23 protein-coding genes are annotated in these 22,537 nt (G+C 66.5%); 11 read left to right on the top strand and 12 right to left on the bottom strand.

The window, feature by feature from the left end; all coding sequences use genetic code 11:
* Positions 1–2: 2 nt before the first annotated feature.
* The gene (locus ASF60_RS02180; RefSeq protein ID WP_056179525.1) at positions 3–1,850 is read right to left on the bottom strand and encodes an ABC transporter transmembrane domain-containing protein; all 1,848 of its coding nucleotides are present in this window, start codon (positions 1,848–1,850) and stop codon (positions 3–5) included.
* A 178-nt stretch (positions 1,851–2,028) separates the two neighbouring features.
* On the opposite strand from ASF60_RS02180, the gene rpmE reads away from it, so the two are divergent.
* Positions 2,029–2,283, top strand: coding sequence for a 50S ribosomal protein L31 (rpmE, locus tag ASF60_RS02175; protein WP_055948879.1), 255 nt, complete (start codon positions 2,029–2,031; stop codon positions 2,281–2,283).
* A gap of 146 nt (positions 2,284–2,429) precedes the next feature.
* On the opposite strand, the gene rcdA is transcribed toward rpmE, so the two are convergent.
* The gene (gene rcdA / locus ASF60_RS02170; protein WP_056179522.1) at positions 2,430–2,963 is read right to left on the bottom strand and encodes a protease adaptor protein RcdA; all 534 of its coding nucleotides are present in this window, start codon (positions 2,961–2,963) and stop codon (positions 2,430–2,432) included.
* A 693-nt stretch (positions 2,964–3,656) separates the two neighbouring features.
* On the opposite strand from rcdA, the gene rpmH reads away from it, so the two are divergent.
* The 5 genes from rpmH (at position 3,657) to ASF60_RS02145 (ending at position 7,456) form a co-directional block, all read left to right on the top strand.
* Positions 3,657–3,791 carry a 50S ribosomal protein L34 gene (rpmH, locus tag ASF60_RS02165; protein ID WP_055947927.1) on the top strand — a complete coding sequence of 45 codons (135 nt, stop codon included), beginning with the start codon at positions 3,657–3,659 and terminating at the stop codon, positions 3,789–3,791.
* A gap of 84 nt (positions 3,792–3,875) precedes the next feature.
* Positions 3,876–4,448, top strand: coding sequence for a ribonuclease P protein component (rnpA, locus tag ASF60_RS23365; RefSeq protein WP_082507687.1), 573 nt, complete (start codon positions 3,876–3,878; stop codon positions 4,446–4,448).
* Complete coding sequence (yidC, locus tag ASF60_RS02155) at positions 4,441–6,303, top strand: membrane protein insertase YidC (RefSeq protein ID WP_056179517.1); 1,863 nt, start codon at positions 4,441–4,443, stop codon at positions 6,301–6,303. Before rnpA ends, yidC begins: the two co-directional genes overlap by 8 nt.
* 134 nt (positions 6,304–6,437) lie before the next feature.
* On the top strand, positions 6,438–7,088 hold the full coding sequence (yihA, locus tag ASF60_RS02150; RefSeq protein WP_056179514.1) for a ribosome biogenesis GTP-binding protein YihA/YsxC: 651 nt from the start codon (positions 6,438–6,440) through the stop codon (positions 7,086–7,088).
* Positions 7,085–7,456 (top strand): DUF423 domain-containing protein, encoded by a 372-nt coding sequence (locus ASF60_RS02145; protein ID WP_056179511.1) that lies wholly within the window; start codon positions 7,085–7,087, stop codon positions 7,454–7,456. The genes yihA and ASF60_RS02145 overlap by 4 nt, the downstream gene beginning before the upstream one ends.
* 274 nt (positions 7,457–7,730) lie before the next feature.
* On the opposite strand, the gene ASF60_RS02140 is transcribed toward ASF60_RS02145, so the two are convergent.
* Both ASF60_RS02140 and ASF60_RS02135 read right to left on the bottom strand, forming a co-directional pair.
* The gene (locus ASF60_RS02140; RefSeq protein WP_244478292.1) at positions 7,731–8,390 is read right to left on the bottom strand and encodes a carboxymuconolactone decarboxylase family protein; all 660 of its coding nucleotides are present in this window, start codon (positions 8,388–8,390) and stop codon (positions 7,731–7,733) included.
* A gap of 35 nt (positions 8,391–8,425) precedes the next feature.
* Complete coding sequence (locus ASF60_RS02135) at positions 8,426–9,871, bottom strand: short-chain fatty acid transporter (protein WP_056179508.1); 1,446 nt, start codon at positions 9,869–9,871, stop codon at positions 8,426–8,428.
* 228 nt (positions 9,872–10,099) lie between these two features.
* Between ASF60_RS02135 and ASF60_RS02130 the strand changes: the two genes are divergently transcribed.
* Positions 10,100–10,450: a hypothetical protein gene (locus ASF60_RS02130; RefSeq protein ID WP_156633758.1), complete on the top strand. Its 351-nt coding sequence runs from the start codon at positions 10,100–10,102 to the stop codon at positions 10,448–10,450.
* 72 nt (positions 10,451–10,522) lie between these two features.
* Here the strand turns inward: ASF60_RS02130 and clpB are convergent, their stop codons facing one another.
* A complete protein-coding gene (gene clpB, locus ASF60_RS02125; protein ID WP_056179501.1) occupies positions 10,523–13,153 on the bottom strand; it encodes an ATP-dependent chaperone ClpB in 2,631 nt (876 codons plus the stop codon).
* Positions 13,154–13,383: 230 nt separating this feature from the next.
* Here clpB and ASF60_RS02120 point away from each other — a divergent pair, with 230 nt between their 5' ends.
* A complete protein-coding gene (locus ASF60_RS02120; protein WP_056180072.1) occupies positions 13,384–14,160 on the top strand; it encodes an MOSC domain-containing protein in 777 nt (258 codons plus the stop codon).
* 43 nt (positions 14,161–14,203) lie between these two features.
* On the opposite strand, the gene ASF60_RS02115 is transcribed toward ASF60_RS02120, so the two are convergent.
* Together ASF60_RS02115 and ASF60_RS02110 are read right to left on the bottom strand one after the other, a co-directional pair.
* Positions 14,204–14,479 (bottom strand): hypothetical protein, encoded by a 276-nt coding sequence (locus ASF60_RS02115; protein WP_056179498.1) that lies wholly within the window; start codon positions 14,477–14,479, stop codon positions 14,204–14,206.
* Positions 14,480–14,697: 218 nt separating this feature from the next.
* Entirely contained in the window at positions 14,698–14,907 is a 210-nt protein-coding gene (locus tag ASF60_RS02110; RefSeq protein WP_056179495.1) for a hypothetical protein, read from the bottom strand.
* A gap of 257 nt (positions 14,908–15,164) precedes the next feature.
* On the opposite strand from ASF60_RS02110, the gene argB reads away from it, so the two are divergent.
* Positions 15,165–16,061, top strand: a complete 897-nt coding sequence (argB, locus tag ASF60_RS02105; protein ID WP_056179492.1) for an acetylglutamate kinase — start codon at positions 15,165–15,167, stop codon at positions 16,059–16,061.
* A gap of 20 nt (positions 16,062–16,081) precedes the next feature.
* Here argB and ASF60_RS02100 read toward each other — a convergent pair whose 3' ends face one another.
* From ASF60_RS02100 to ASF60_RS02085, 4 genes are all read right to left on the bottom strand, one after another.
* Positions 16,082–17,680 (bottom strand): SpoIIE family protein phosphatase, encoded by a 1,599-nt coding sequence (locus ASF60_RS02100; protein ID WP_244478291.1) that lies wholly within the window; start codon positions 17,678–17,680, stop codon positions 16,082–16,084.
* Positions 17,681–17,781: 101 nt separating this feature from the next.
* Entirely contained in the window at positions 17,782–18,645 is an 864-nt protein-coding gene (locus ASF60_RS02095; protein ID WP_056179486.1) for a GGDEF domain-containing protein, read from the bottom strand.
* Entirely contained in the window at positions 18,642–19,028 is a 387-nt protein-coding gene (locus tag ASF60_RS02090) for a DUF1987 domain-containing protein (protein WP_056179483.1), read from the bottom strand. The genes ASF60_RS02095 and ASF60_RS02090 overlap by 4 nt, the downstream gene beginning before the upstream one ends.
* A 14-nt stretch (positions 19,029–19,042) precedes the next feature.
* Complete coding sequence (locus ASF60_RS02085; protein WP_244476931.1) at positions 19,043–19,657, bottom strand: SiaB family protein kinase; 615 nt, start codon at positions 19,655–19,657, stop codon at positions 19,043–19,045.
* A gap of 348 nt (positions 19,658–20,005) precedes the next feature.
* Here ASF60_RS02085 and ASF60_RS02080 point away from each other — a divergent pair, with 348 nt between their 5' ends.
* Entirely contained in the window at positions 20,006–20,734 is a 729-nt protein-coding gene (locus tag ASF60_RS02080) for a pyrimidine 5'-nucleotidase (protein ID WP_056180070.1), read from the top strand.
* On the top strand, positions 20,731–21,153 hold the full coding sequence (locus tag ASF60_RS02075; RefSeq protein ID WP_056179478.1) for a metallopeptidase family protein: 423 nt from the start codon (positions 20,731–20,733) through the stop codon (positions 21,151–21,153). Before ASF60_RS02080 ends, ASF60_RS02075 begins: the two co-directional genes overlap by 4 nt.
* 61 nt (positions 21,154–21,214) lie before the next feature.
* Here the strand turns inward: ASF60_RS02075 and ASF60_RS02070 are convergent, their stop codons facing one another.
* Positions 21,215–22,453 (bottom strand): hypothetical protein, encoded by a 1,239-nt coding sequence (locus ASF60_RS02070; protein ID WP_056179474.1) that lies wholly within the window; start codon positions 22,451–22,453, stop codon positions 21,215–21,217.
* Between the last annotated feature and the right edge of the window lie 84 nt (positions 22,454–22,537).

The raw sequence follows: 22,537 nt of genomic DNA, 5'->3' as shown, positions 1-22,537 counted from the left end.
CCCTACTCCGCCGGGAGGGGCGTGAGGCGCGGGCGGGCCTCCTTGCTCCGCGCGGTCTCGTCGTGGGCATCGGTGAATTGAAGCGCGGCGAGTTGCGCGTAGAGCGCGCCCTGCGCCAGCAGGCTCTCGTGGGTACCGCTCTCGACGATTCGGCCCCCGTCGAGGACCAGGATCCGGTCGGCCTTGCGGATCGTGGCGAGCCGGTGCGCGATGACCAGCGTGGTGCGCCCGCGCATCAGGGTGTCGAGGGCCGTCTGCACCGCGCGCTCGCTCTCGGCATCGAGGGCCGAGGTCGCCTCGTCGAGAAGCAGGATCGGCGCGTCCTTCAGGATGGCGCGTGCAATGGCGACGCGCTGGCGCTGGCCGCCGGACAGGGTGACGCCCCGCTCGCCCACCGTCGTGGCATAGCCCTGCGGAAGGGCCTGGATGAAGCCGTCCGCGTTGGCGAGTTCGGCGGCGCGCTGCACCTGCGCCTCCGTCGCCTCCGGGCGCCCGTAGCGGATGTTGTCGAGAACGCTCCCCGAGAACACCGTCGGGTCCTGCGGTACCAGGGCCAGGCGCTCGCGCAGAGCGTCCGGATCGGCGCGCGTGATATCGACGCCATCTACCCGAATGGTGCCTGCCTGCGGATCGTAGAAGCGCAGCAGCAGTTGCAACACCGTGGTCTTGCCGGCTCCCGAAGGGCCGACGAGCGCGACGCGCTCGCCCGGCGCGATGGTGAAGCTGATCCCGTCGAGGGACGGGTGGTCGGGGCGGGCCGGATAAAGGAATCGGATCGACTCGAAGGTGACCGCGCCCCTCGCTGGAACCGGCAGCGGAAGTGGGTCGACCGGAACCTGAATCGCCGGCTCGGCCGCCAGGATTTCGCCGAGCCGCTCGGCAGCGCCCGCGGCCTGGGCGAGTTCTCCGTAGACTTCCGAGAGCTGCCCCAGCGCGCTCGCCCCGAATACGGCGTAGAGCACGAACTGCGAGAGCTGACCGGCCGTCATGGTGCCGGCGAGAACGCCTTGCGCGCCGTACCACATCACGCCGACGACGCTGGCCGAGATCAGGAAGATGGCGACGCCCGTCAGCAGCGCGCGCGCCTGGATCGAATCACGGGCCGCCGCGTAGGCGTTCTCGGACGCCTCGCCGAATCGGGCGGCCGTGCTCCGGCCCATCCCGAAAGCCTGCATGGTGCGGATCGCATTCACCGCTTCGGCCGCGTAAGCGGAGGCGTCGGCCAGGCGATCCTGCGCGGCCCGCGATCGGCGACGCACGCCGCGGCCGGAGAGAATCAGCGGAAAGACGATCAGGGGAATCGCGGCGAGCACCAGGATCGAGAGCTTCGGACTGGTGATGACCATCATCACGACCGCTCCGCTGAAGAGGAACGCGTTGCGCAGAAGGATCGAGATCGAGACGCCGAACACCGCCTTGACCTGCGTCGCATCCGCCGTGAGACGCGAAATGATCTCGCCCGACAGCGAGCGGTCGAAGAAGGCCGGGTCGAGCTGGGTCAGCCGGCGAAACACGGCGGTGCGCAGATCCGCCACCACCCGCTCGCCCAGCGTGACCACCGTGTAGTAGCGGGCGCCGCTGGAGAGGGCGAGCACCGCGACCACACCGATCAGCGCCGCAAAGTAGGTGTCGATGACCCCCTGCCCCTCCGGTGAGAAGCCGTGATCGATCACCCGGCGCAGAGCGAGCGGGACCACCAGGGTCGCACCGGACGCGGCCAGCAAGGCCAGAAAGGCGGCGAGCATCCGGCCGCGATAGACCATCGCGAAGGGAATCAGCGGGCGCAGCGAACCCAGCGGTGCCTTCGGCCGGGCTTCCCCGGAAGATTTCTTGTCACGGCCGCGAGCCATGGTGCCTCGTCATCATTGGTCTTCAAGGAAAAGCGACCGACCGGCGGCCTCTTCGATCGGCGCACGCTTGTCGGGCGAAGGTGCGTGGGGTATAGGCGCGCCTTCATCCGATTGCGCGTGATCTATGGCCGCGGGCCGCCAGACGGGCCGGTCGGCTTGGCTATTCAAGGATTTCGTCATGGCAAAGAGCGCGGCCGACAAGGCCAAGGGTACCGAGCATCCCGACTACCACTTCATCAAGGTCGTGATGACCGACGGGTCCGAGTACATGACCCGGTCGACCTACGGCAAGGAGGGCGACACCCTCAACCTCGACATCGACCCCAACACCCATCCGGCCTGGACCGGTGGCGAGCAGAAGATGCTCGATCGCGGCGGTCGCGTTTCGCGCTTCAACTCGCGTTTCGGTGCTCTGTCCTTCGGCAAGAAGTAAGGCCATCTCGACGTGCCGCCGCGACGACGCGGCGGCACCTTCGGACCGACGCAGAACGGGCGGCACCTCAGGTGCCGCCCGTTCTGCGTTTCGGGGGTCATCGCGGGACGGTCGGCCCGGCCAAGCGGCCGGGCCCCGGTGTCGCTTCAAGAGGCGGATGCCGGGGCGAAGGCGGAGCGCAGGAGGCTCAGTTGCGCCACCACCGGACTCTCCTGGGGAAGCGGCGACGGGCGCTCGTCGGCGATCAGTCCATCCAGATGCAGAATTCGGGTGTGGAGCCGCCGTGAACGGACGATGAGATCCTGGAGGGTGGGCGGCAGCACGCCGAACACCTCGCTGCGGAAAGTCTCCGGCGTGGTCAGCCGGACGCGGGTCTTTTCCTGCATCGCCTCGGCCGGGGTCAGCTCCCCTTCCGAGACGGCGCGCTGCACCAGAAGCCAGGATGCGATCTGCATCAGCCGAGTGGTGAGACGCATGCTCTCGCTGGCGTAGCTGAGCGTGCCATCTCGGGACATCAGCCGGGACTCCTCGCGGCCCGTGCCGTCGAGATAGGCGGCGGCTTCCTCGACCAGGGTCATGCCCTCGCGGAAGAGCGTCTTGAACGCATCGGATGTGACGTAGGTGTCACCGAAATTCACCCAGTCGCGCTCGTCCCGGAACATGACGTCGTATCCGCTCATAGTGCCTCCTGTGCCGCAATCGGGATGATGCGTCCCGCGGTGGGACGAAAGCCGGCGCGCTTGTCCCTTGTTGCGCAACTCTAGCGCCGAACGCCGAGGCACGCGGCCTTTACCGGGCGTTAACGTTAATCGAGGCGATCGGTGCCGCTGGAGGGAAGGCGCCGGAGGGCAGGCCCGGCGCGGAGGCTTGCGAGAGGACTTGGTGCAAGTTCTTGGTGCAAGTCCCTGGCGCAAGATCCTGGCCCAAGATCCTGGCGAAGACCTTCGTGGAGACACGCGCCATGAAAAAAGGCCGCCCGGTTCGGGGCGGCCTGAAAAGCGAGTTTCGGGAGGGGTCCAGGCGTGCGGACCGGAGGTTCGCGCAGTGTCCGGGATCACCGAACAGGATCACAGGACGCCGCGGCTTGGTTGATGCAAGGTTGCGCCTGGCGACCAGCTTGCCGACGACCTTCGCGACCAATTCGGCGGCGAATCGGGACTGGACCTTGGCACCGATCCCGTTTGCCGATTTCGACGCCTGACGGTCATCTGGAATTGACTTGCAGGGGTCGTTGCCGCATAAGCCGCGCCATCGCGACGCGGCGCCCTTGATGGGCGCTGTTCGCGCTTGCAGACACATTTCAGGGCGAGTGAATATCCGGCGCGGCCTTCGGTGCGGCCCGGATCGATCCTCGGCCATTCGGAGATCGCGCCATGAAGAGAACCTATCAGCCCAGCAAGCTCGTGCGTAAGCGTCGTCACGGTTTCCGTGCCCGCATGGCGACCGCTGGCGGCCGCAAGGTCATCGCTGCCCGTCGCGCCCACGGTCGCAAGAAGCTTTCGGCCTAAGAGCTTGGCGGCGCCGTCACGGCGGCGCGCCACACCATCATGTCAGCCAGGGACCGCAGGACCGGCAGCGAGATCGGGTCGACCTTGTCGACGATCGGGAGGCTGACGCGGCGCTCCGAGTTCCTGGCGGCTGCCAGCGGGCGTCGTTTCCACAACGAACGTCTATCGGCACAGGGCCTGATCCGTGCCGTGGACCCGTCTCTGGACGGTTCAACCCACGATCAGCCCGGCGACGGGCTGCGTATCGGCTTCACCATTACGAAGCGCGTCGGTGACGCCACGGAGCGCAATCGCATCCGGCGGCGTCTTCGTGCTGCCGTGACGCAGGCCGCTGGCGACCTGCCGGTCCGCCCGGCCGATGTGGTGCTGGTGGCCCGACGACCGGCACTGCATGTCCCTTTCGCGACTCTCGTTGACGATCTGCGCCGCGCCGTCTCGGTCGTGACCAAGCCGCAGGGCCCGAAATCCGACCCTGCGGAGTCGCGTCCCGGCCGGCGCGGACGCGGCAAAGGCGCGCCTGCGTCTGGCGCATCGGCGACGGCTCCGGTATTGGCCTCGGGCGCGACGGCCTCCGTCGCGGTGCCCGGTCCCGGATCGGCTCGCGCGAACGCGCCCTCCCCACTTCCCAACGCATGCGACGGACCAACCGATGGGTAATGACAAGACGAACATGATCGTCGCGATCGCCTTGTCGCTGGCGGTCCTGCTCGGCTGGAACTACTTCATCGCCGCCCCGCGCGTGGAGCAGCAACGCCAGGCCGCCTTGCAGAACAGGGCAGCGACGGAAGCGACGGGTCAGGCTGCCGGTCCGGACGGCGTGCCGAGCGCAAGTCCGAAGGAAGGCGGCCCGGCCAGTCCCGTCCCCGGGACCCTGCCGGGCGCTTCGAGCGCCGGCGGCATTGTCTCGCGTGAAACCGCGATTGCTCGCTCGCCGCGGGTGACCATCGATACGCCGGCGCTGGCCGGCTCCATCGCCCTGAAGGGCGGCCGCATCGATGACGTCTCGCTGAAGAATTACCACGAGACCGTCGACGACAAGAGCCCGAACATCGTCCTGCTCTCGCCCACCGGCACCGAGAATCCGTACTACGCCGAATTCGGCTGGGTCGGTCAGAATGCCGGGCCGCTGCCCAACGGCGATACGGTGTGGACGGCCGACGCCACCACCCTGGCACCGGGCAAGCCGGTCACGCTGAGCTACGACAACGGCGCCGGTCTGTTGTTCAAGCGCATCATCGCGGTGGACGACAAGTTCCTGTTCACGGTCCGCGACGAGGTCGAGAACAAGGGCGGCAACGCCGTCAGTCTCTATCCCTACAGCCTCGTCTCGCGCTGGGGTAAGCCGCACACCCAGGGCTATTACGTGCTGCACGAAGGCATGATCGGCGTGCTCGGCGCCGACGGCCTGCAGGAATACACCTACGATCACCTCGCCAAGGAACCGGCGCTTGGCAATGCCAGCACCAAGGGCAAGACCTGGACGGGCGTGACCGGCGGCTTCGTCGGCATCACCGACAAGTACTGGGCCGCGGCTGCCATTCCCGACCAGGCGACGCCCTATACCGGTAGCTTCACCGAGCGGACCGACGGCGCCACCAAGGTCTACCAGGCCAATGTCCTCGGCAACGTCCAGGTGATCCAGCCTGGCGCCTCCGTGACCACGACGCAGCAGCTCTTCGCCGGCGCGAAGGAAGTGAACACCATCAACGCCTATCAGGCGAACCAGAACATCAAGCAGTTCGACCTGCTGATCGACTGGGGCTGGTTCCACTTCATCACCAAGCCGATGTTCCGGGCACTGGACTTCTTCTTCCACCTGTTCGGCAATTTCGGCATCGCGATCCTGGTGGTGACCCTCTGCCTGAAGCTGCTGTTCCTGCCGATCGCCAACAAGTCCTATCAGTCCATGGCCAAGATGAAGGCCGTGCAGCCGGAGATGGCTTCGATCCGCGAGCGCTATGCTGACGACAAGATGAAACAGCAGCAGGCGATGATGGAGCTGTACAAGAAGGAGAAGATCAATCCGGTTGCCGGCTGCTGGCCGGTGCTGATCCAGATCCCGGTCTTCTTCGCGCTGTACAAGGTCCTGTTCATCACCATCGAAATGCGGCACGCGCCGTTCTTCGGGTGGATCCAGGATCTGGCGGCGCCCGATCCGACCAATATCCTCAACCTGTTCGGCCTGCTTCCATTCGCGGCACCCGACTTCATTCACCTCGGCATCTGGCCCATCATCATGGGCATCACGATGTTCATCCAGATGAAGATGAACCCCGCGCCGCCGGACCCGGTTCAGGCGCAGATCTTCACCTTTATGCCGATCGTGTTCACCTTCATGCTGGGCTCGTTCCCCGCCGGTCTGGTGATCTACTGGGCCTGGAACAACACTCTGTCGGTGATCCAGCAATACGTGATCATGCGACGGAACGGGGTGAAGGTAGAGCTCTGGGACAACCTGCGGGGCATGTTCCGGCGCAAGACCGCCGACAAGAACGCCGTCGCCAAGAGCTGATCGCTTCGTCGATACGCAAGACGACGCTTCCCCACCCGGTCCTCTCCGTTTCGCAACGGGGAGGACTTCCTGTTTTCGGTGTGTCGGCTCGCGAGAGTGGTGGGCACGCCCTCTCCTTCGTCCGGAGCCGCCCGATGTCCCAAGCCGAAGACGATGCCGCCCTGCTGGAGGCCGGTCGCCTGCTGTTTGCCGGTGCAGCCGATTTCATCGCCTCCGCTCCGAACGTGCCCGCCCTGCCGCCGATGAAAGGCGTCGAGATCGCGTTCGCGGGCCGCTCCAACGTCGGCAAGTCGAGCCTCGTCAATGCGCTCACCGGCCGCAACACCCTGGCGCGGACGTCGCACACGCCGGGACGGACGCAGCAGCTGAACTTCTTCGATATCGGCGGCCGGCTCACCCTGGTCGACATGCCCGGCTACGGCTACGCGGCCGTGGAGAAGACCAAGGTCGAAGCCTGGACCGACCTGATCCACGACTACCTGAAGGGTCGATCGAATCTCGCCCGCGTCTTCATGCTGATCGATTCGCGCCACGGCCTGAAAAGCATCGACACCGACGTCCTCGACGGCCTCGACAAGGCCGCCGTGAGCTACCAGATCGTATTGACCAAGGGCGACGCGCTGAAGAAATCCGAAATGGATGCCCGCATCGCCGGGGTGCAATCCGCCATCGCCCGGCGCCCGGCGGCCTATCCGGAGATCCTGCTCACCTCGAGTCGCGATGATCGCGGCGTGCCGGAACTGCGTGCCAGCGTCGCCCGGCTGCTCCAGGAGCGCGGCGCATGAAGGGCCTCGATCGCGCTCTCCTGGCGCTTGGCGCCCTCGCCGGGCTCCTCGGCGTCGCGGCGAGCGCGGCCGCTGCTCATGTCAGCGGAGCCGACAGTCTGAAGACCGCGGCGCAGTTGCTGCTGTTTCACGCCCCCGCGCTTCTCGCCCTCGCCGCGCTTTCAGCGACGGGCACGACGCATCGGCCGGTCACGCGCCTTGCCGGCGCCGGCCTCGTCCTTGGGCTCACGCTGTTCGCCGGCGATCTCGCCTTGCGGGCATTGCACGGCACGGCACTGTTCCCCATGGCGGCGCCGATCGGTGGCGTCCTGCTGATGGGGGGCTGGTTGCTGATCGCCGTCGCGGCGCTCATTCCGACCCAGCGTTGAATCCGATCGTCATCGAGGCGATCAGGCGTCTCGCGGCCGACGTTCCAACGCCGCTAGCCGGTGCCATCGGCACCGTCTGAGTCTGCAACCGACGTCGAGCCGGTGATCGCTCGCGCTTGGGCGCCAACGATTGGCTTGTCGCAGTCATCGGTGTGACGACCGGCGACGTTGCGGTGCGACGTCAAGCGGAGGCTGGACGCGGATACGTCGCCGCATTGGCGCGAAGCCGAAGGTCGATCAGCCCACCCCGTCGCCAGGATCGACACACAGCCCCTTACCTGATCAGGGGCGGCAGGGGCGGCGATACGCCCTCGGGGAGCGCCGTCCGCGCCATGTTCATGCTCATGGCGAGCAGCGTGTAGTAGCCATTGATCCCCGCCATCTCCACGGCGGCCTGCTCGCCGAAGGTCTGAACCGCACGCGCGTAGGTGGTGTCGCTGACCGCCTTGTTGTGGTGCAATTCCGTCGAAAACGCGTAGACCAGCGTCTCCTCAGGGTCCATCGCGTCCGGCCGCCGGCCTTCCTGAATCGCCGTGACGATGGCCGGATCGAGGCCCGCCTTCAGGGCGATCGGCGCGTGAATGTGCCACTCCAGTTGCTGCGTCCATTCCCGGGCGGTGATCAGGATGATGAACTCGCTCAAGCGCAGGGGCAGCACGCTGCGGTAGCGCAGGTGCAGGCCCATGGTGCTGGCATTGGTCATCAATTCGGGACTGCGCAGCAGCGGCACGAACGGCCCGAACACCGGTGTCTTACGCGCCACCAGGAAGGCCTCCGCCGCAGCCTTCTGTTCGGCGCTGAGGGCATCGGCTGGTATCGGCGGCAGGCGGTCTTGGGCCAGCAGGCGGTCTTGGGGCAGCAAGCGGTCTTGGGCCACGGCGGACAAGCTCCCGACAAGAAGGATCGACAGGACCGGGAGGATGGCGAACCGCATGAGTTTGCTCCTCCCGTCCGGCTTCCGGCTCCTGCCTACGGCATTACCGGCGGGTGATAGGTCAGCGTGAAGGCCAGGGCCCAGAGCAGGAACAGCACCACCGGCAGGTGGATGAGAAGCTGCAGGAAGCTGAATCCGACGATATCGCGCGCCTTCAGTCCGAGAATGCCGAGCAGTGGTAGCATCCAGAAGGGGTTGATCAGGTTCGGCAAGGCCTCGGCCGCGTTGTAGACCATCACGGCCCAGCCGAGATGGACCTGCAGCTCGTTGGCCGCCTGCATCACGTAGGGCGCTTCCAGCAGCCACTTGCCGCCACCCGAAGGCACGAAGAAGCCGAGCACCGCCGAGTAGACACCCATCGAAATTGGGAAGCTGCCCGTGGTGTTCAGGCTGACGAAGGCGTGGGTGATGACCTCGGAAACCGAGATGCCTACCGCGTTCTTCGGCCCGGTCAACATCGCGCTGATGGCTGCATAGAGCGGGAACTGGATCAAGATGCCGGCGGTCGCCGGCACGGCCTTCGCCACCGCCACGAGAAAGCGCTTGGGGCGCCAATGCAGCAGCAGACCGAGGGTGATGAACAGCAGGTTGTAGGTGTTGAGGTTCGAGATCGCGGTGATCCAGGATTGGCGCGCGAACTCCTGGTAGATCCAGCCGCCCGCGATCACCACCAGCAGGATCGTCAGGATCGGGGAATGCTCCAGCCACTCGCCGGGCTGCTCGGGCCGCCCGAGATCGGTCTTTTCGCGGGCAACGTTCACGCCAAGATCCTCGGCGGTCACGGCCGTGTTCGGACGTGGCGCCGATGCGTAGGCGATGATCACCGACATCACGAACAGGATCGCGGCGATCAGCATCGACTGCCAAAGGAAGATGGTCTCACTGAAGGGGATCACGCCGGTGATCGGCAGGAGCGCCTTGGGCAGGCTCGCAGCATTGGCCTGGAGCTGGGCGGCCGAGGAGCTGAGGCCCATCGCCCACGTTGCGCCGAGCCCCAGATAGGCGGCGGCTCCGGCGGCACGGTAATCCATGCGGAGTTCGGTGCGGCGGGCCAGGGCGCGGGCGAGCAGGCCGCCGAAGATCAGACTGAGGCCCCAGCTCAGGAACGAGGACAGCATGGTCGCCGCGGCCACGAACCCGACGGCCCCACGGCCGGATTTCGGGATGGCGGCGAGGCGGTCGATCAGCGCCTGGACCGGTGGCGCCGTCGCCACGACGTAGCCGCCGATCGTCACGAAGGCCATCTGCATGGTGAACGGGATCAGGCTCCAGAAGCCATCGCCGAAGCTCTTGGCAATGGCGGGAGCCGGTGCCCCGTTGGCCAGGGCACCCAGCGCCACGATGACCACAGCGATGGCCACGAAGATGAAGGCATCCGGAAACCACTTCTCAGCCCAGGCGGTAAACCGGATGCCGGCCCGTGACAGGGCGCTCTCCATCGCGGCGGAGTCGGCCTTTCGCTCCGGCGTGGGTGTCGACATCGGGACGTCCTGAGAATGAGGGAAGCAGTGGTGCGCGCGCATTTTCCGCAAATGCTGCCGCTGCTCAAGGTGAATTCACGCCCGTTCACAAGCTTGACGTCGGTTTGTCAGGCGGTCGGTGACTGCGAGGATTGCGCCTTCAGGCTTCCTTGATGGTTCGACCGCGATGATCACGGGGCTTGGCGTAAAAGGTCCGGCGAAAAAAGGTTTGGCGTGGAAGGACTGTCGGTGACGGAGATCTTGAAGGTCCGTGACCTCGATACGCGGATGGCGGAGCGTCGGCGCGGAAGCGCGGCCGTTCGCGACCTGCGGCGTCCGGACGAGGATACGGGCGCCTCGGACAAGCCGTTCCTGTCTCCACTCGGCTGGCTCGGTGCCGTTCTCCTGAACATGGCGCTGGTCCTTCTTGTTGGATTGAGCGCCGTGCTGGTCCCGCCCCTGCTGGCCTGCCGCGAGCAAGGGGCACGGGGCTTCTTTGCCGGCGACACCTTTCAGACCTGCGCCGTCCGGGGCATCGGCGCCCGCTTCCGGGATCTCGACGGCCGCCTCCGGCGGGTGATCCTGCATTCGGGACAGTAAACCTCTGAAACGGCGAGGCCCGCGGCGGCGGGAGCCGTCGCGGGCCTTTCTGATCGCGTCGTGCGGAACCGATCAGTTCAGAGTCACGCTCTCCGGACGGCGCTCGGTGCTGAGGCCGGACTTGCCGACCGTGAGACCAAGCGGACCGACCTGCACCGGCACGGCTTCCCCGTCGTGGATCAACCCCGACAGGAGCTGCTCGGCCAGCCGGTCCTGCACCGCCTTCTGGATCACCCGCTTCAGGGGGCGCGCCCCGTAGGCTGGGTCGTAGCCCTTGTCGGCGAGCCAGTCGCGCGCCTCAGGCTCGACGTCGAGGGTGATCTTACGCTCGTCGAGGAGCTTCTGCAGGCGCTTCAACTGGATCTCGACGATCGCCCCCATCTCGGACCGCTTCAGGCGGTGGAAGAGGATGATCTCGTCGATCCGGTTGAGAAATTCCGGCCTGAAGTGGCTGCGCACCACTCCCATCACCTCCTCGCGCACGGCATCGGTGTCGTCGCCGTCGCCCTGATTGACGAGGTATTCCGAACCGAGATTCGAGGTCATGATCAGGAGCGTATTGCGAAAATCCACCGTCCGCCCCTGGCCGTCCGTCAGGCGCCCGTCATCGAGCACCTGCAGCAGGACGTTGAACACGTCCGGATGCGCCTTCTCGATCTCGTCGAACAGCACGACCTGATAGGGACGACGCCGCACGGCCTCGGTGAGCGCACCGCCCTCCTCGTAGCCGACATAACCCGGAGGCGCGCCGATCAGCCGGGCCACGGAGTGCTTCTCCATGTATTCCGACATGTCGAGGCGAACCAGCGCCGTGTCGTCGTCGAACAGGAAGCCGGCCAAAGCCTTGGTCAGCTCGGTCTTTCCGACGCCGGTCGGCCCCAGGAAGATGAACGAGCCGATCGGCCGGTTCGGATCCTGGAGGCCGGCGCGAGCCCGGCGGACGGCGGTCGCCACCGCCTCCACCGCCTCGCGCTGACCGACCACGCGCTCGCCCAGCGCATTCTCCATGGCCAGGAGTTTGTCGCGCTCGCCCTCCAGCATCTTGTCGACGGGCACCCCGGTCCAGCGCGAGACGACGCCCGCGATATGGGCCGGAGTCACCGCCTCCTCGACCATGCCGTCGCGCACGATGGCGTTCTCGGCCTGCGCCTCGATCTCGGCGAGTTGACGCTCAAGACCAGGGATCACGCCGTAAGCGAGTTCGCCGGCGCGCTGATACTGGCCCTGACGCTGGGCCGAGGCGAGATCGTTGCGGGCCTCGTCGAGCTTCTTCTTGAGCTCGGCAGCCGCCCCCAACTTGTCCTTCTCGGCCTTCCAGCGCGAGGTGATCGCGGCGGACTGTTCCTCGAGGTCGCCCAGCTCCTTCTCCAGCCGCACCAGACGGTCGCGGGAAGCGGAGTCGGTCTCCTTCTTCAGGGCCTCGCCCTCGATCTTCAGGCGCACGATCTCGCGGTCGATATTGTCGAGCTCCTCAGGCTTCGAATCGACCTGCATGCGCAGGCGCGACCCGGCCTCGTCCATCAGATCGATGGCTTTGTCCGGCAGGAAACGATCGGTGATGTAGCGGTTCGACAGGGTCGCGGCCGCCACCAGCGCCGCATCCTGGATGCGCACGCCGTGGTGCTGCTCGTACTTCTCCTTGATTCCGCGCAGGATCGAGACCGTATCCTCGACCGTCGGCTCGGACACGAAGACAGGCTGGAAGCGCCGCGCCAGGGCGGCGTCCTTCTCCACGTGCTTGCGGTACTCGTCCAGCGTGGTCGCGCCGACGCAGTGGAGCTCGCCCCGTGCCAGAGCGGGCTTCAGCAGGTTCGAGGCGTCCATCGCCCCGTCCGCCTTGCCAGCCCCGACGAGGGTGTGCATCTCGTCGATGAACAGGATGATGCCGCCTTCCGCAGCCGTGACCTCGGAGAGCACGCCCTTCAGCCGCTCCTCGAATTCGCCGCGGTATTTCGCACCGGCGATCAACGATCCCATGTCGAGGGCGAGAAGGCTCTTGTCGCGCAAGGATTCCGGCACGTCGCCGTCGACGATGCGCAACGCCAGCCCCTCGACGATGGCAGTCTTGCCGACGCCGGGCTCGCCGATCAGGACGGGGTTGTTCTTGGTGCGCCGGGACAAGACCTGGATCGTGCGGCGGATCTCCTCGTCGCGACCGATCACCGGGTCGAGCTTGCCCTCGCGCGCGGCTTCCGTGAGGTCGCGGGCGTATTTCTTGAGCGCATCGTAGGCGTTCTCGGCAGTGGCGTTGTCGGCGGTGCGGCCCTTGCGGAGCGCGTTGATGGCGCCGTTGAGCGACGCGGCCGTTACGCCGGCAGCCGCAAGCGCCCGGCCGGCTTCGGTGTCCTTTTCGACCGCAAGGGCGAGCAGCAGGCGCTCGACGGTGACGTAGCTGTCGCCGGCCTTCTCGGCGGCCTTCTCGGCCGTGTCGAACAGGCGCACGAGTTCGCGCGTCGCCTGCGGCTGGGACGCGTTGCCGGACACCTTCGGCTGCTTGGCGAGCCAGGCTTCGGTCTGTGCGAGCGCAACCCGCGACTGGCCGCCCGCCCGGTCGATCAGACCGGCGCACAGGCCCTCGGGATCGTCGAGCAGAACCTTCAGGATATGGCCCGGCTGGAATTGCGGATGGCCCTCGCGCATCGCGAGGCTTTGCGCCGCCTGCACGAAGCCGCGGGCGCGTTCGGTATAGATCTCGAAATTCATCGGTGTTCCACCTCCCCGTGTCGGCTCGACCCACCGCCCGCTTCATGCGGCACGGCCGGTCGCCGAGACGTCGCCCCCACGGCCGGTGCCGCTGGAGACCCCGGCGCCACATCGCCACCGGTCACCAGGATGTGGTGTTGCATATCGGCACCACAAGGGTTCGGAACGCGACGGATTTCAGAGCCGGTGCGGACTTGCGCTGCGCCGCTTTTCAGGGCCACGCTTGGCACATGACCGACTCCCCCTGCCTGCACCTCGACGCCCTCTATCGCTACCCGGTGAAGGGGCTCTCGCCCGAGGCGATGACGCAGGCGAGCCTGACGGCGGGGGATTATTTTCCAGGAGACCGCCTGTTTGCGGTGGAGAACGGTCCTTCGGGCTTCGATCCGGAGGCTCCGGTCCATCAGCCGAAGATCAAGTTCCTGATGCTCATGCGCGACGAGGCGCTGGCGCAACTCGACACGCGCTACGACCCTCAGGATGGAACCTTGACGATCCGCCAGGGCGGCACGGTGGCGATACGCGGCGACCTCGCCCGTCCGGAGGGACGTGCAGCCATCGAGGCCTTCCTGACCAAATACATACCAGGGTCCTTACGTGGACCGGCCAAGGTTTTGACCGCGCCGGCGGGATACCGATTCACGGATTCCCCGCGCGGCTTCGTCTCGCTCCTCAACCTCGCCAGCGTCGCAGCCCTGGAGGATCTCACCGGCGCAGCCGTGGACCCGCTGCGCTTCCGGGCGAATCTGCACGTCTCGGGGCTGGCACCCTGGGCCGAACTCGATCTCGTCGACCGCACGATCACGACGACGGGCGGGGTGCGCCTCCACATCCACAAACGGACCCAGCGCTGCGCGGCGACGAATGTCGATCCGGCGACGGGCCAGCGCGACCTCGCGATCCCGCGCACACTTGCCCAGCACCTCGGCCACACCGATTGCGGCGTCTACGCCGAGGTGCTGGCAGGCGGCGTACTGACCACGGGAGAGACCTTGACGCTCACCTGAATCGGGCTTTCCCCGCAGACCCACATCGGCCGGCGCCGAGGGTTCAGATCGCGTCGCGGCGCACGAGGACGATGGCGGCGGCGTAGCCGGCCCGGCGCAGGTGACGCAGATCGGCGTGGCGACGTTCGCAGGTCACCTTGAGATAACGATCATCGCCGCCGGGCAGACCTGTCGAGGCCGCCAGGGTCTGCCCGTGCATCAGGCACTCCATCGGCGTTCGCGCCGGCGAGACGATGATGTCGAGGGCGGTGTCGCGCGAGCAATCCTTGGCCAAGAGGGTCGCGGCGCAAACGAGGGCAACGGACAGCAATTCGGACATGACGGACCCCTTGTTCGAGATGGCGAATAAGGTCCGCGGGATGGCTCCGGCGTTCGAGCGGCCGCGTGATCGTTGCCTTGGTGTTCCTCGTCTCGTTGTTCTTGGAAGAAGCTTTTCCCGAGTCAGGCCAAGCATGGCGTGTGCCAGCATCGGTTCTTATCGTTGGACGCAGTGCCGTCAGCGATGACGCGCGCGACAATTGACCTGTCGTGGTGCTGTCAGCCGCGCGTCCGCAGCCAATGCGGCTCGGGCTCCGAGCGCGGCAGAAGGGCTGCGACCGCGTCGAGATCGACCGTGAAATGGTCGGTCAGGAGCCGCCACATCTCGGAGGAAGACCCGGCCTGCGGGCCGAGTTGATCGACCGCGATGGCGATATGGCTGGGATGGAGCAGCGTGGGACGCGGATGGAACGGATCGGCATTCAGCATGGTGCAGGATCCCCGGCGATGGGACGATCATCAATCATCAACCTTAAGGAAGGCTTACGCTGAGCGAAGCTGGAACGGTCGGGAGCATTGGACACGCGCCCGCAGTACCGAACCGTCCCATCGCCTTGCCGGCCCTGGCGAAATCCGTCGCTCCCTCGCGAAATTCGTACCGGTGCTGCTTCGCACCGTCGCGTGGCTGCGTTAGAAGCCCGGCGTCGCGCGCGGTGCCCGACGCGCCATCGAGGACGAGCCCCACGATGAAAGAACCGCTGCCCAACGTTCATGTGCGCGCCGAGGTGCTGGTCCAGGCCCTGCCGCACATGCAGCGCTACGATCAGGAAATCGTCGTGATCAAGTATGGCGGCCACGCCATGGGCGACCGCGCGGCGGCCGAGGATTTCGCCGAGGACATCGTGTTGCTGGAGCAGTCCGGCCTGAAGCCGATCGTCGTCCATGGCGGCGGCCCGCAGATTGGTCGGATGCTCGGTCGACTCGGCATCGAATCGGAGTTCCGCGGCGGCCTGCGCGTCACCGACGAGGCCACCGTCGAGGTGGTCGAGATGGTTCTGGCCGGTTCGATCAACAAGCAGATCGTCGGTTGGATCTCGGCCGAGGGCGGTCGCGCGGTCGGTCTTTGCGGCAAGGACGGCAACATGGTCCGGGCCAAGAAGGCCACCCGCACCATCATCGATCCCGAGAGCCAGACCGAGCAGGAAGTCGACCTCGGCCTCGTGGGCGAGCCCGAGCATGTCGAGCGTGGAGTGCTCGACGCGGTGCTGAAGGCGGAACTGATCCCCGTCCTCGCACCGGTGGCGTTCGGGGCCGATGGCCAGACCTACAACGTCAACGCCGACACGTTTGCGGGCGCGATCGCGGGCGCCCTGCGGGCCAAGCGCCTGCTGCTGCTCACCGACGTCCCGGGCGTACTCGACAAGGACAAGAAGCTGATTCCCGAACTGTCGATCGACGATTGCCGCCGGCTCATCGCCGATGGGACCATCACCGGCGGCATGATCCCGAAGGTGGAAACCTGCATCTACGCGCTGGAGCAGGGCGTCGAGGCGGTCGTCATCCTTGATGGAAAGGTCAGCCACGCCGTGCTGCTGGAGCTGTTCACCGATTACGGTGCCGGCACCCTCATCCGCCGGGGCTGATCCGGCCGCCTGCCTCGCGCTCACATTGCGCGAGGCATCGCCTTCGGCCGGAAGGCCACGAGGGTCATATCATCCCGGCGGCCTTCGCCGGCTCGGTAAGCCGCGAGGTTTGTGTCGAGGATCGCCACCTGCTCCGACAGGGTTGCCGACTGATGGCTGGCGAGGATGTCCGTCACGCCCCGATGGCCGAGGAGACGCCGGGTCGGCCCCGCGCCGCCCATCTGGTCGGTAATGCCATCGGTCATCAGGTAGAGGGTCATCCCGGGGGTGACGCGCAGGCGCGACTCCTCGATGGCGATGTGTTCGCCCGTTCGCCGAGGATAGCCGATCCCGCGCTTGGCACCGCGGATGCGGGTCACCGCCGCGCCGTCGATGGTGGTCAGGGCCGTGCCGGCACCGGCGAAGCGAATCTCCGCCGCCTCCGGGTCCCAGATGCAGAGGCCGCAGTCGAGCCCGTCATCCGATTCCGAGCCGCGGCCATCCTGGCGCAGTTGCGTCCGTACCATTTTGTCAAGGGCCATCAGGATGGCGGCGGGATCACGCAGGCCGCGCTCGTGGATCAGCCGGTCCAGGGCCGTGGCGACGATGAGGGTGAGAAAGGCGCCTGGCACGCCGTGCCCGGTACAATCGGCGACCAGCAGGATGCCGAGCCCGTCGATCTCCTCGAGCCAGAAATAATCGCCGCCTACGAGATGAAGCGGCTCCCATAGAACCGCGACCTCGAGGCCGGTGCCATCGAGGGCTTTGCGGTCGGGAAGGACCGAACTCTGGATGCGCCGGGCATAGCCGATGCTCTCCATGACGAGGTGGTTGGCGTCCGCGAGCTTGCGATGAGCCTGCTCCAATTGCTGCAGAAGCTGCTTCGCCTCGTCCCCGGAGCGCAGGCCGTCGACCATACGGTTGAAGGCCTGGGAAATGACGTCGATCTCGTTGCTGGCCCGGAAGGCTCCGTCGAGTTCCACCGCCACCCAGCGCTTGTGCTCGACCTCGCGCATGGCGAGCAGCAGGCGCTTCAAGGGTGCCAGCACGTGGCGCCGCACGTTGGCGTGCAGGGTCAGAACAAACGCCAGCATCAGGATGAGACTGGTGACGACCGCGAGGATGCCCTGCTTCTCGGCATTGCTGCGCAGGTCCTCGGCCGAGATCGACAGGGTCAGCCGGCCCACCGGCGCAGTGCCGGGGGCGGCAACCAGATCCGCCTGAGCGGAGATGAGTTCGAAGGACCGCGCGCGCCGCGTCTCGCCAAGGGTCATCAGCACCGTCCCGTTCGCATCGCGGAGCGTGGCTGAACGGAAAGCCGGGTCGAGGGTCAGAGCCTCCATCTGCCGGTGGTAGACCTGAGGACTGGCGCTCCACTCCGGGCGGGCAATCGAACTGGCGGTGATCGCCGCCATCAGGTCGGCCCGCTCGGTGTAGAGGTGCAGCTGGTCGCGATAGTTCACCCAGGCGATGCCGATCTGCGTCACCAGAACGACCACGGCGATGACGGGATAGATCCGCAGGAACAACGTGTGTGCGAGACTGTCGAGGTCGCGTCCCTGCGCCGAGCCGCGAAGTGCGCCGGGCCGCATGGTCCCGGGATCGTTGGAGGTCACGTCCAGGAATCCGGCAGCGCTCATGAAATCGCTGCTTCGCCGCGGACCGGCTCCCCGCAAGGAGCCGCCACGCGTCGATGCGGACGCCCCGCTGGCGGGCAAGGCTTCGATGTTGGCCTCGTCCGTCATGGCTGAATCGAATGCTCGGAGATCTCCGATGGGTCCGGCCTCGGCGCGACCCGGTTCCGGCCGCCATCCTTGGCGGTGTAGAGGGCCGCATCCGCCCGCTGCATCGCGCTCTCCAGGCTCTCCCCCTGCCGCGCCTGGGCGAGACCGATGCTCACCGTGATCGTCACCGCGGCGTCCATCGCTGGCACCGACGTCGCGGCGACCGCGTCCCGCAAGCGTTCGGCGAAAGCATGCCCGATCTCCAGGCTCGTATCCGGCAGGACAATGGCGAATTCCTCGCCGCCGGTACGGCCGATGAAATCGAGGGTCCTCAGGTTGGCCCTGCAGGTCGTGACGAAGGACATCAGAGCGGCGTCCCCGGCCGCGTGACCGAAGCTGTCGTTGAGAAGCTTGAAGCGGTCGAGATCGAGCATGAGAATGCAGACCGGCGTGCCGCTGCGCTCGTGGCGCAGCCATTCGCGGGCCGCGATCTCCATGAACCGGCGCCGCGCGAGGGCACCCGTGAGATCGTCGGTGTCGGCCAGACGCCGCAATTCGGCCTCTAGTCGCGTCCGAAGCTCAATTTCGCTGGAGAGCGCCGCGTTGAGCGACTGCAGATCACGGCGCTGCTCCGCGAGGCAATGATTGGCCTTTTGCAGCTCCAGCTGCATCCGGTCGCTCATCCGCACCAGACGGCGCTGCTCGCGGTAACCTCGGCGATAGGCATCGGCCAGGGCCTGGACGCCGCCAGCCACATCGGAGAGGCCGGAGAGCATCGCCTCCGTCCGGGTCAGCACGGCCTCTTCGGCGTCGTAGAGACTGAAGGAATCCGACACCTTCTCCGGCGTGTTTCCAGTCGCGGCTCTGACTGCGCGCGTCATGCGGTTTCCCTCACCAGCTCGAAGCGTGCATGGGAGAAGTCGGCCGCGAAGTCCTCGCCCGCCTCCTCGATCGTCTCGTCGCCATCCAGGAAACGCCACTCGACCGTGACCCGACGTCCCTCTTCGGCGGCATCCTCGAGCGGCATGAAGAGGTTCATCAGCGCCTTGGCACTTGACGAGTTGAAGTAGGCCAGCCGGACCTCGAACACGATCGGGGTCTCGGACGCGATCGCCAGGTAGGCGCGCAGGGCCTGCAGCAACGGCCCGAAGAAGGCGGCCGCATCTTCGGGGTAGGATTCGCCCCGCAGGGACAGGTGCCCGGCCGCGAAGTCGAAGTCGACCTGCGGAGAGCGGTCCGTGGCGGGAATCTGGATTCGATCCATCGGTGGCAGGCTCGTCAGATATAGGCTTTGAGGCAGAAGAAGCTGCGCGCGGCGCCGAGCTCCTGAAAGTCGTACTCGACCGGCGCAGAGGACCGCCGTGCGATCTCGATCAGACCGATGCTTCCCCCGAGGCTGCCCTCATCCGGCGGCTGACGCAGCTTCTCGCGGTAGAAGGCCTTCAGCTCATCGCTGTTGAGGCTGGCGATATGGTCGAGCCGGGCCCGCAGCGAGGGCACATCCGCCTCGGGCAGTTCGTTGCCGCAGACGACGTAGAAGCGCCCCGCTTCCATGCCGACGACGATGACCCCGTTGCTGATCAGTCCCGGCGAGGGTCCGGACGGCTGCGCGACCTTGTCGGCGGAGTATCGGATGACGTTCTGCGCCTGCTCCACGAAGATCGCGAAGACGCGCTTGGCCACGGTCGCGTCCGTTTCACCCTGGCTCATCCGCAACCTCAGCACCTCGCCGAGCGAGAAGAGGACATTCTCGGAGATGTCGCCGCCGAAGGAGAGAATAACGCCCTGACGCCGGGAGGCATCGAAGAAGTTCATGAAATCGCGAGCGAGCAAAGCAATTTCTCCCGGTTTACGGGGTCGTACGCCGCGGCACACCTTGCGCTGTACGGCCACACTGCAATAGCCGCTCGTTCGTGTATGTCGGGTTAAGGTGATACGCCGGAAATTTCAACCGCGTCTTGAGCAGCATATCGCCAGATCAATGCCGGCAATGCCTATTCACCATTCAAATATTGCCGGATTGCCTAAATGCCAATCATTTTACGCTGGAACAGAACGGCCTCGATCGCGACCTGATCTCATTGCGATGGCCTCATGCCGATGGTCTGGCCGGCCACCTGCTTGTCGGATCGCTGCGGCCATGCTCTGAAAAGGAGCGACGCCACGCTTTCCTTCTCGGAGTCCGGCCCCTACTTCGAGCGGCCGGGCTTCCCCGCCCACCCCGAACCGCATTGCGACACCGTGTTCCTGCCCGGCGAGATTCACTTTACCACCGCCCAGTCCCGCGGCTTTCGCCACGTCGATACCTGGGTCTTCGACCTCGACAACACGTTGTATCCCAGCGATGCGCGCGTCTGGCCACAGGTGGACGAGCGCATCACGCTCTACGTCATGCGCCTGTACGGCCTGGACGGGCTGTCGGCCCGCGCCCTGCAGAAATACTTCTATCATCGCTACGGGACGACCCTGAAGGCGCTGATGGTTGAGGCTGAGATCGACCCGCACGACTTCCTCGATTTCGCTCACGACATCGATCACTCCACGATCCGTCTCGACCCTGCCCTCGGGGACGCCATCGAACGGCTGCCCGGTCGCAAGCTGATCCTCACCAACGGCTCCCGCCGCCATGCCGAGAACGTCGCGGCCAAGCTCGGTATCCTCGACCATTTCGAGGATGTGTTCGACATCGCGGATGCGGACTTCGTTCCAAAACCAGAACGCTCGACCTATGAGCGATTCCTGAAGCGCCACGGGGTCGACCCTCGTCGGGCAGCCCTGTTCGAGGACATCGCCCGCAACCTGGTCGTTCCGCACGAGATCGGCATGTCCACCGTTCTGGTGGTGCCCCCGACGGTCGACCCGTTTCGCGAAGCCTTCGAGCAGGAGGCCGTGCGCGAGCCGCATATCGACCATATCACCAGCGATCTGGCCCGGTTCCTGGAACAGCGCGTGCTGCCGGAACTCGTATGACCCGCGAGATCCCCCGAGACTGGACGTCGGCCCGAGCGCCGGGGCTCGTGGATTTCGAGGACCTGGCGCACGCCGCCTTCTCCAACCTTCCGCTGGTGTTCCGCAATCTCTGCGCGGGCCTCGTCATCCACATCGAAGACTTTCCCGACGACGAGACCTTGCAGGAAATGGACTGCGACAGTCCCTTCGATCTCCTCGGTCTATTCCGCGGCATCGGCCTGGCGCAGGGGGGCGATGTCGCGACCGGACAGATGCCGAACCAGGTCTGGCTCTATCGCCGCCCCCTTCTCGACGACTGGGCCGAACACGACGAGACCCTCGGCCATCTCGTCACGCATGTCCTCATTCACGAGATTGGCCATCATTTCGGCCTGTCGGACGCCGACATGGCGGCAATCGAGGCCGCCGCGGACGCGTAACCCCGTGCCCCTTATAAGAAGCGATCGTCCGGCGCCCGAAAAGCGTCCGCCGCTGTCGGGGTCAGGCCTTCAGCGCGGAGGGCAACAGGCTGGCCTTGGGCCGGCGGGTTCGGAACTGACCGCGCTCCACCGCCACGAAGACCAGGATGGCGACCGCCAGAGTGGTGAGCCACCACATCACGGTCATACCGACGCCGATACACGCGATGACGAAAGCGGACGCGAAGGCCGCCATCGCCCCCGGCACCAGAACGGAAGCTTCGCGCCCCGCTCGGCGAATGGCGGCATGCAGGGCGAATGCGGCGGCGAAAGCGCCCACCAGGCCGAGTTCGTACCAAAGTTCGAACAGCAGGGTGCGTGGCGCATTCATCGGCAGCAGGTTGACGAAGCGGCCGCGCAGGGCCGTCTCCAGGCCGTGCCCGGTGATGAGGCGCACCGGCTCGCTGGTGACGATCGTCTGCCATGCCTTCAGGCTGAGGACGCCGGGGGCGCGGCCGCCGAACAGGGTCGCGCCAATCGGGCGCGCCAGGAACGGGAGAACCGGACCCAGCACGAGAAGCGCCGCAGCGGTGCCCGCCAGGAGACGCGGAGTCGAAACCGGTCGGAAGGCGGTGAGCGCGAAGGCCACGGCTCCGATCGCGAGCGCGACCAGGGTCGTCGGGCCCGGGGAAATCAGGAGCGCCACCGACACCACCAGGCCGAGGCCAAGTGCCTCGCCATTGCGCCCGCGCGACCGAAGCCATGATACGGCAGGCCAGACGAACAGGATGAGAAGGATCAGACCCCGGTCCAGGATGGAATCCTCATCGGCGCGCAGGAAGCCCTGGCCGAACGGCCCTTGTCCCGTGAGCCCGAGCCCGATGGCGAACAGGGCTGCCGCCGCGACGCCCACCGGCAGGAGGTAGAGGTTGGCCGAACGCATCCGGTCGGGGAGAGCAAGATATCCCCCGATGGTCATCAGCAGGGTCGCGACGAGGTTGAGAAGCCGCTCGGTGGCGAGACTGAGGAACGGAGTCCAGATCAGCGACAGCGCCGACCACAGGATCACCAGGGCGCCGGCCAGGAAAGCGGACGAACGAAGCAGGCGCGTCGAGGCCGGCCGGACCGAACGGGACTTGCCGTCGATGGCGCTGGCGAGCACCAGCAGCGCAATGGAGATCGGTGCGAGGATCACGACCGCGCGCCGGGCGACTTGAGCGGCGACCGGCATGACCACGAACAGGCCGATGAAGCCGATCCGGCGCAGAAGCGCGGCGGCGTCGAGGGCTGGATCGATGGAGGTGATAGGCGCGCGCGGCATGGGTTCGATTAAGGCCGTGAATCGACGCCAGGATGGGGCCCGCGTGCTGAGGCACAGACCCTAGTCCACCCAGTTCGGCCGGGC

Source organism: Methylobacterium sp. Leaf113 (assembly GCF_001423325.1).
Taxonomy (GTDB): domain Bacteria; phylum Pseudomonadota; class Alphaproteobacteria; order Rhizobiales; family Beijerinckiaceae; genus Methylobacterium.
Note: the sequence above shows the minus strand (reverse complement) of the source record. Positions and strands in the feature narration are given on the sequence as shown.

Bases quoted from the DNA above. Each gene is read 5' to 3' on its own strand.
- ASF60_RS02145 (WP_056179511.1), top strand. From the start codon at position 7,085: ATGAAGGGCCTCGATCGCGCTCTCCTGGCGCTTGGCGCCCTCGCCGGG.
- ASF60_RS02120 (WP_056180072.1), top strand. From the start codon at position 13,384: ATGACCGACTCCCCCTGCCTGCACCTCGACGCCCTCTATCGCTACCCG.
- argB (WP_056179492.1), top strand. From the start codon at position 15,165: ATGAAAGAACCGCTGCCCAACGTTCATGTGCGCGCCGAGGTGCTGGTC.
- ASF60_RS02090 (WP_056179483.1), bottom strand. From the start codon at position 19,028: ATGGATCGAATCCAGATTCCCGCCACGGACCGCTCTCCGCAGGTCGAC.
- yidC (WP_056179517.1), top strand. From the start codon at position 4,441: ATGGGTAATGACAAGACGAACATGATCGTCGCGATCGCCTTGTCGCTG.
- yihA (WP_056179514.1), top strand. From the start codon at position 6,438: ATGTCCCAAGCCGAAGACGATGCCGCCCTGCTGGAGGCCGGTCGCCTG.
- ASF60_RS02140 (WP_244478292.1), bottom strand. From the start codon at position 8,390: ATGCGGTTCGCCATCCTCCCGGTCCTGTCGATCCTTCTTGTCGGGAGC.
- rpmE (WP_055948879.1), top strand. From the start codon at position 2,029: ATGGCAAAGAGCGCGGCCGACAAGGCCAAGGGTACCGAGCATCCCGAC.
- ASF60_RS02135 (WP_056179508.1), bottom strand. From the start codon at position 9,871: ATGTCGACACCCACGCCGGAGCGAAAGGCCGACTCCGCCGCGATGGAG.
- ASF60_RS02075 (WP_056179478.1), top strand. From the start codon at position 20,731: ATGACCCGCGAGATCCCCCGAGACTGGACGTCGGCCCGAGCGCCGGGG.
- ASF60_RS02070 (WP_056179474.1), bottom strand. From the start codon at position 22,453: ATGCCGCGCGCGCCTATCACCTCCATCGATCCAGCCCTCGACGCCGCC.
- clpB (WP_056179501.1), bottom strand. From the start codon at position 13,153: ATGAATTTCGAGATCTATACCGAACGCGCCCGCGGCTTCGTGCAGGCG.
- ASF60_RS02095 (WP_056179486.1), bottom strand. From the start codon at position 18,645: ATGACGCGCGCAGTCAGAGCCGCGACTGGAAACACGCCGGAGAAGGTG.
- ASF60_RS02110 (WP_056179495.1), bottom strand. From the start codon at position 14,907: ATGCTGAATGCCGATCCGTTCCATCCGCGTCCCACGCTGCTCCATCCC.
- rcdA (WP_056179522.1), bottom strand. From the start codon at position 2,963: ATGAGCGGATACGACGTCATGTTCCGGGACGAGCGCGACTGGGTGAAT.
- ASF60_RS02115 (WP_056179498.1), bottom strand. From the start codon at position 14,479: ATGTCCGAATTGCTGTCCGTTGCCCTCGTTTGCGCCGCGACCCTCTTG.
- rpmH (WP_055947927.1), top strand. From the start codon at position 3,657: ATGAAGAGAACCTATCAGCCCAGCAAGCTCGTGCGTAAGCGTCGTCAC.
- ASF60_RS02100 (WP_244478291.1), bottom strand. From the start codon at position 17,680: ATGAGCGCTGCCGGATTCCTGGACGTGACCTCCAACGATCCCGGGACC.
- ASF60_RS02180 (WP_056179525.1), bottom strand. From the start codon at position 1,850: ATGGCTCGCGGCCGTGACAAGAAATCTTCCGGGGAAGCCCGGCCGAAG.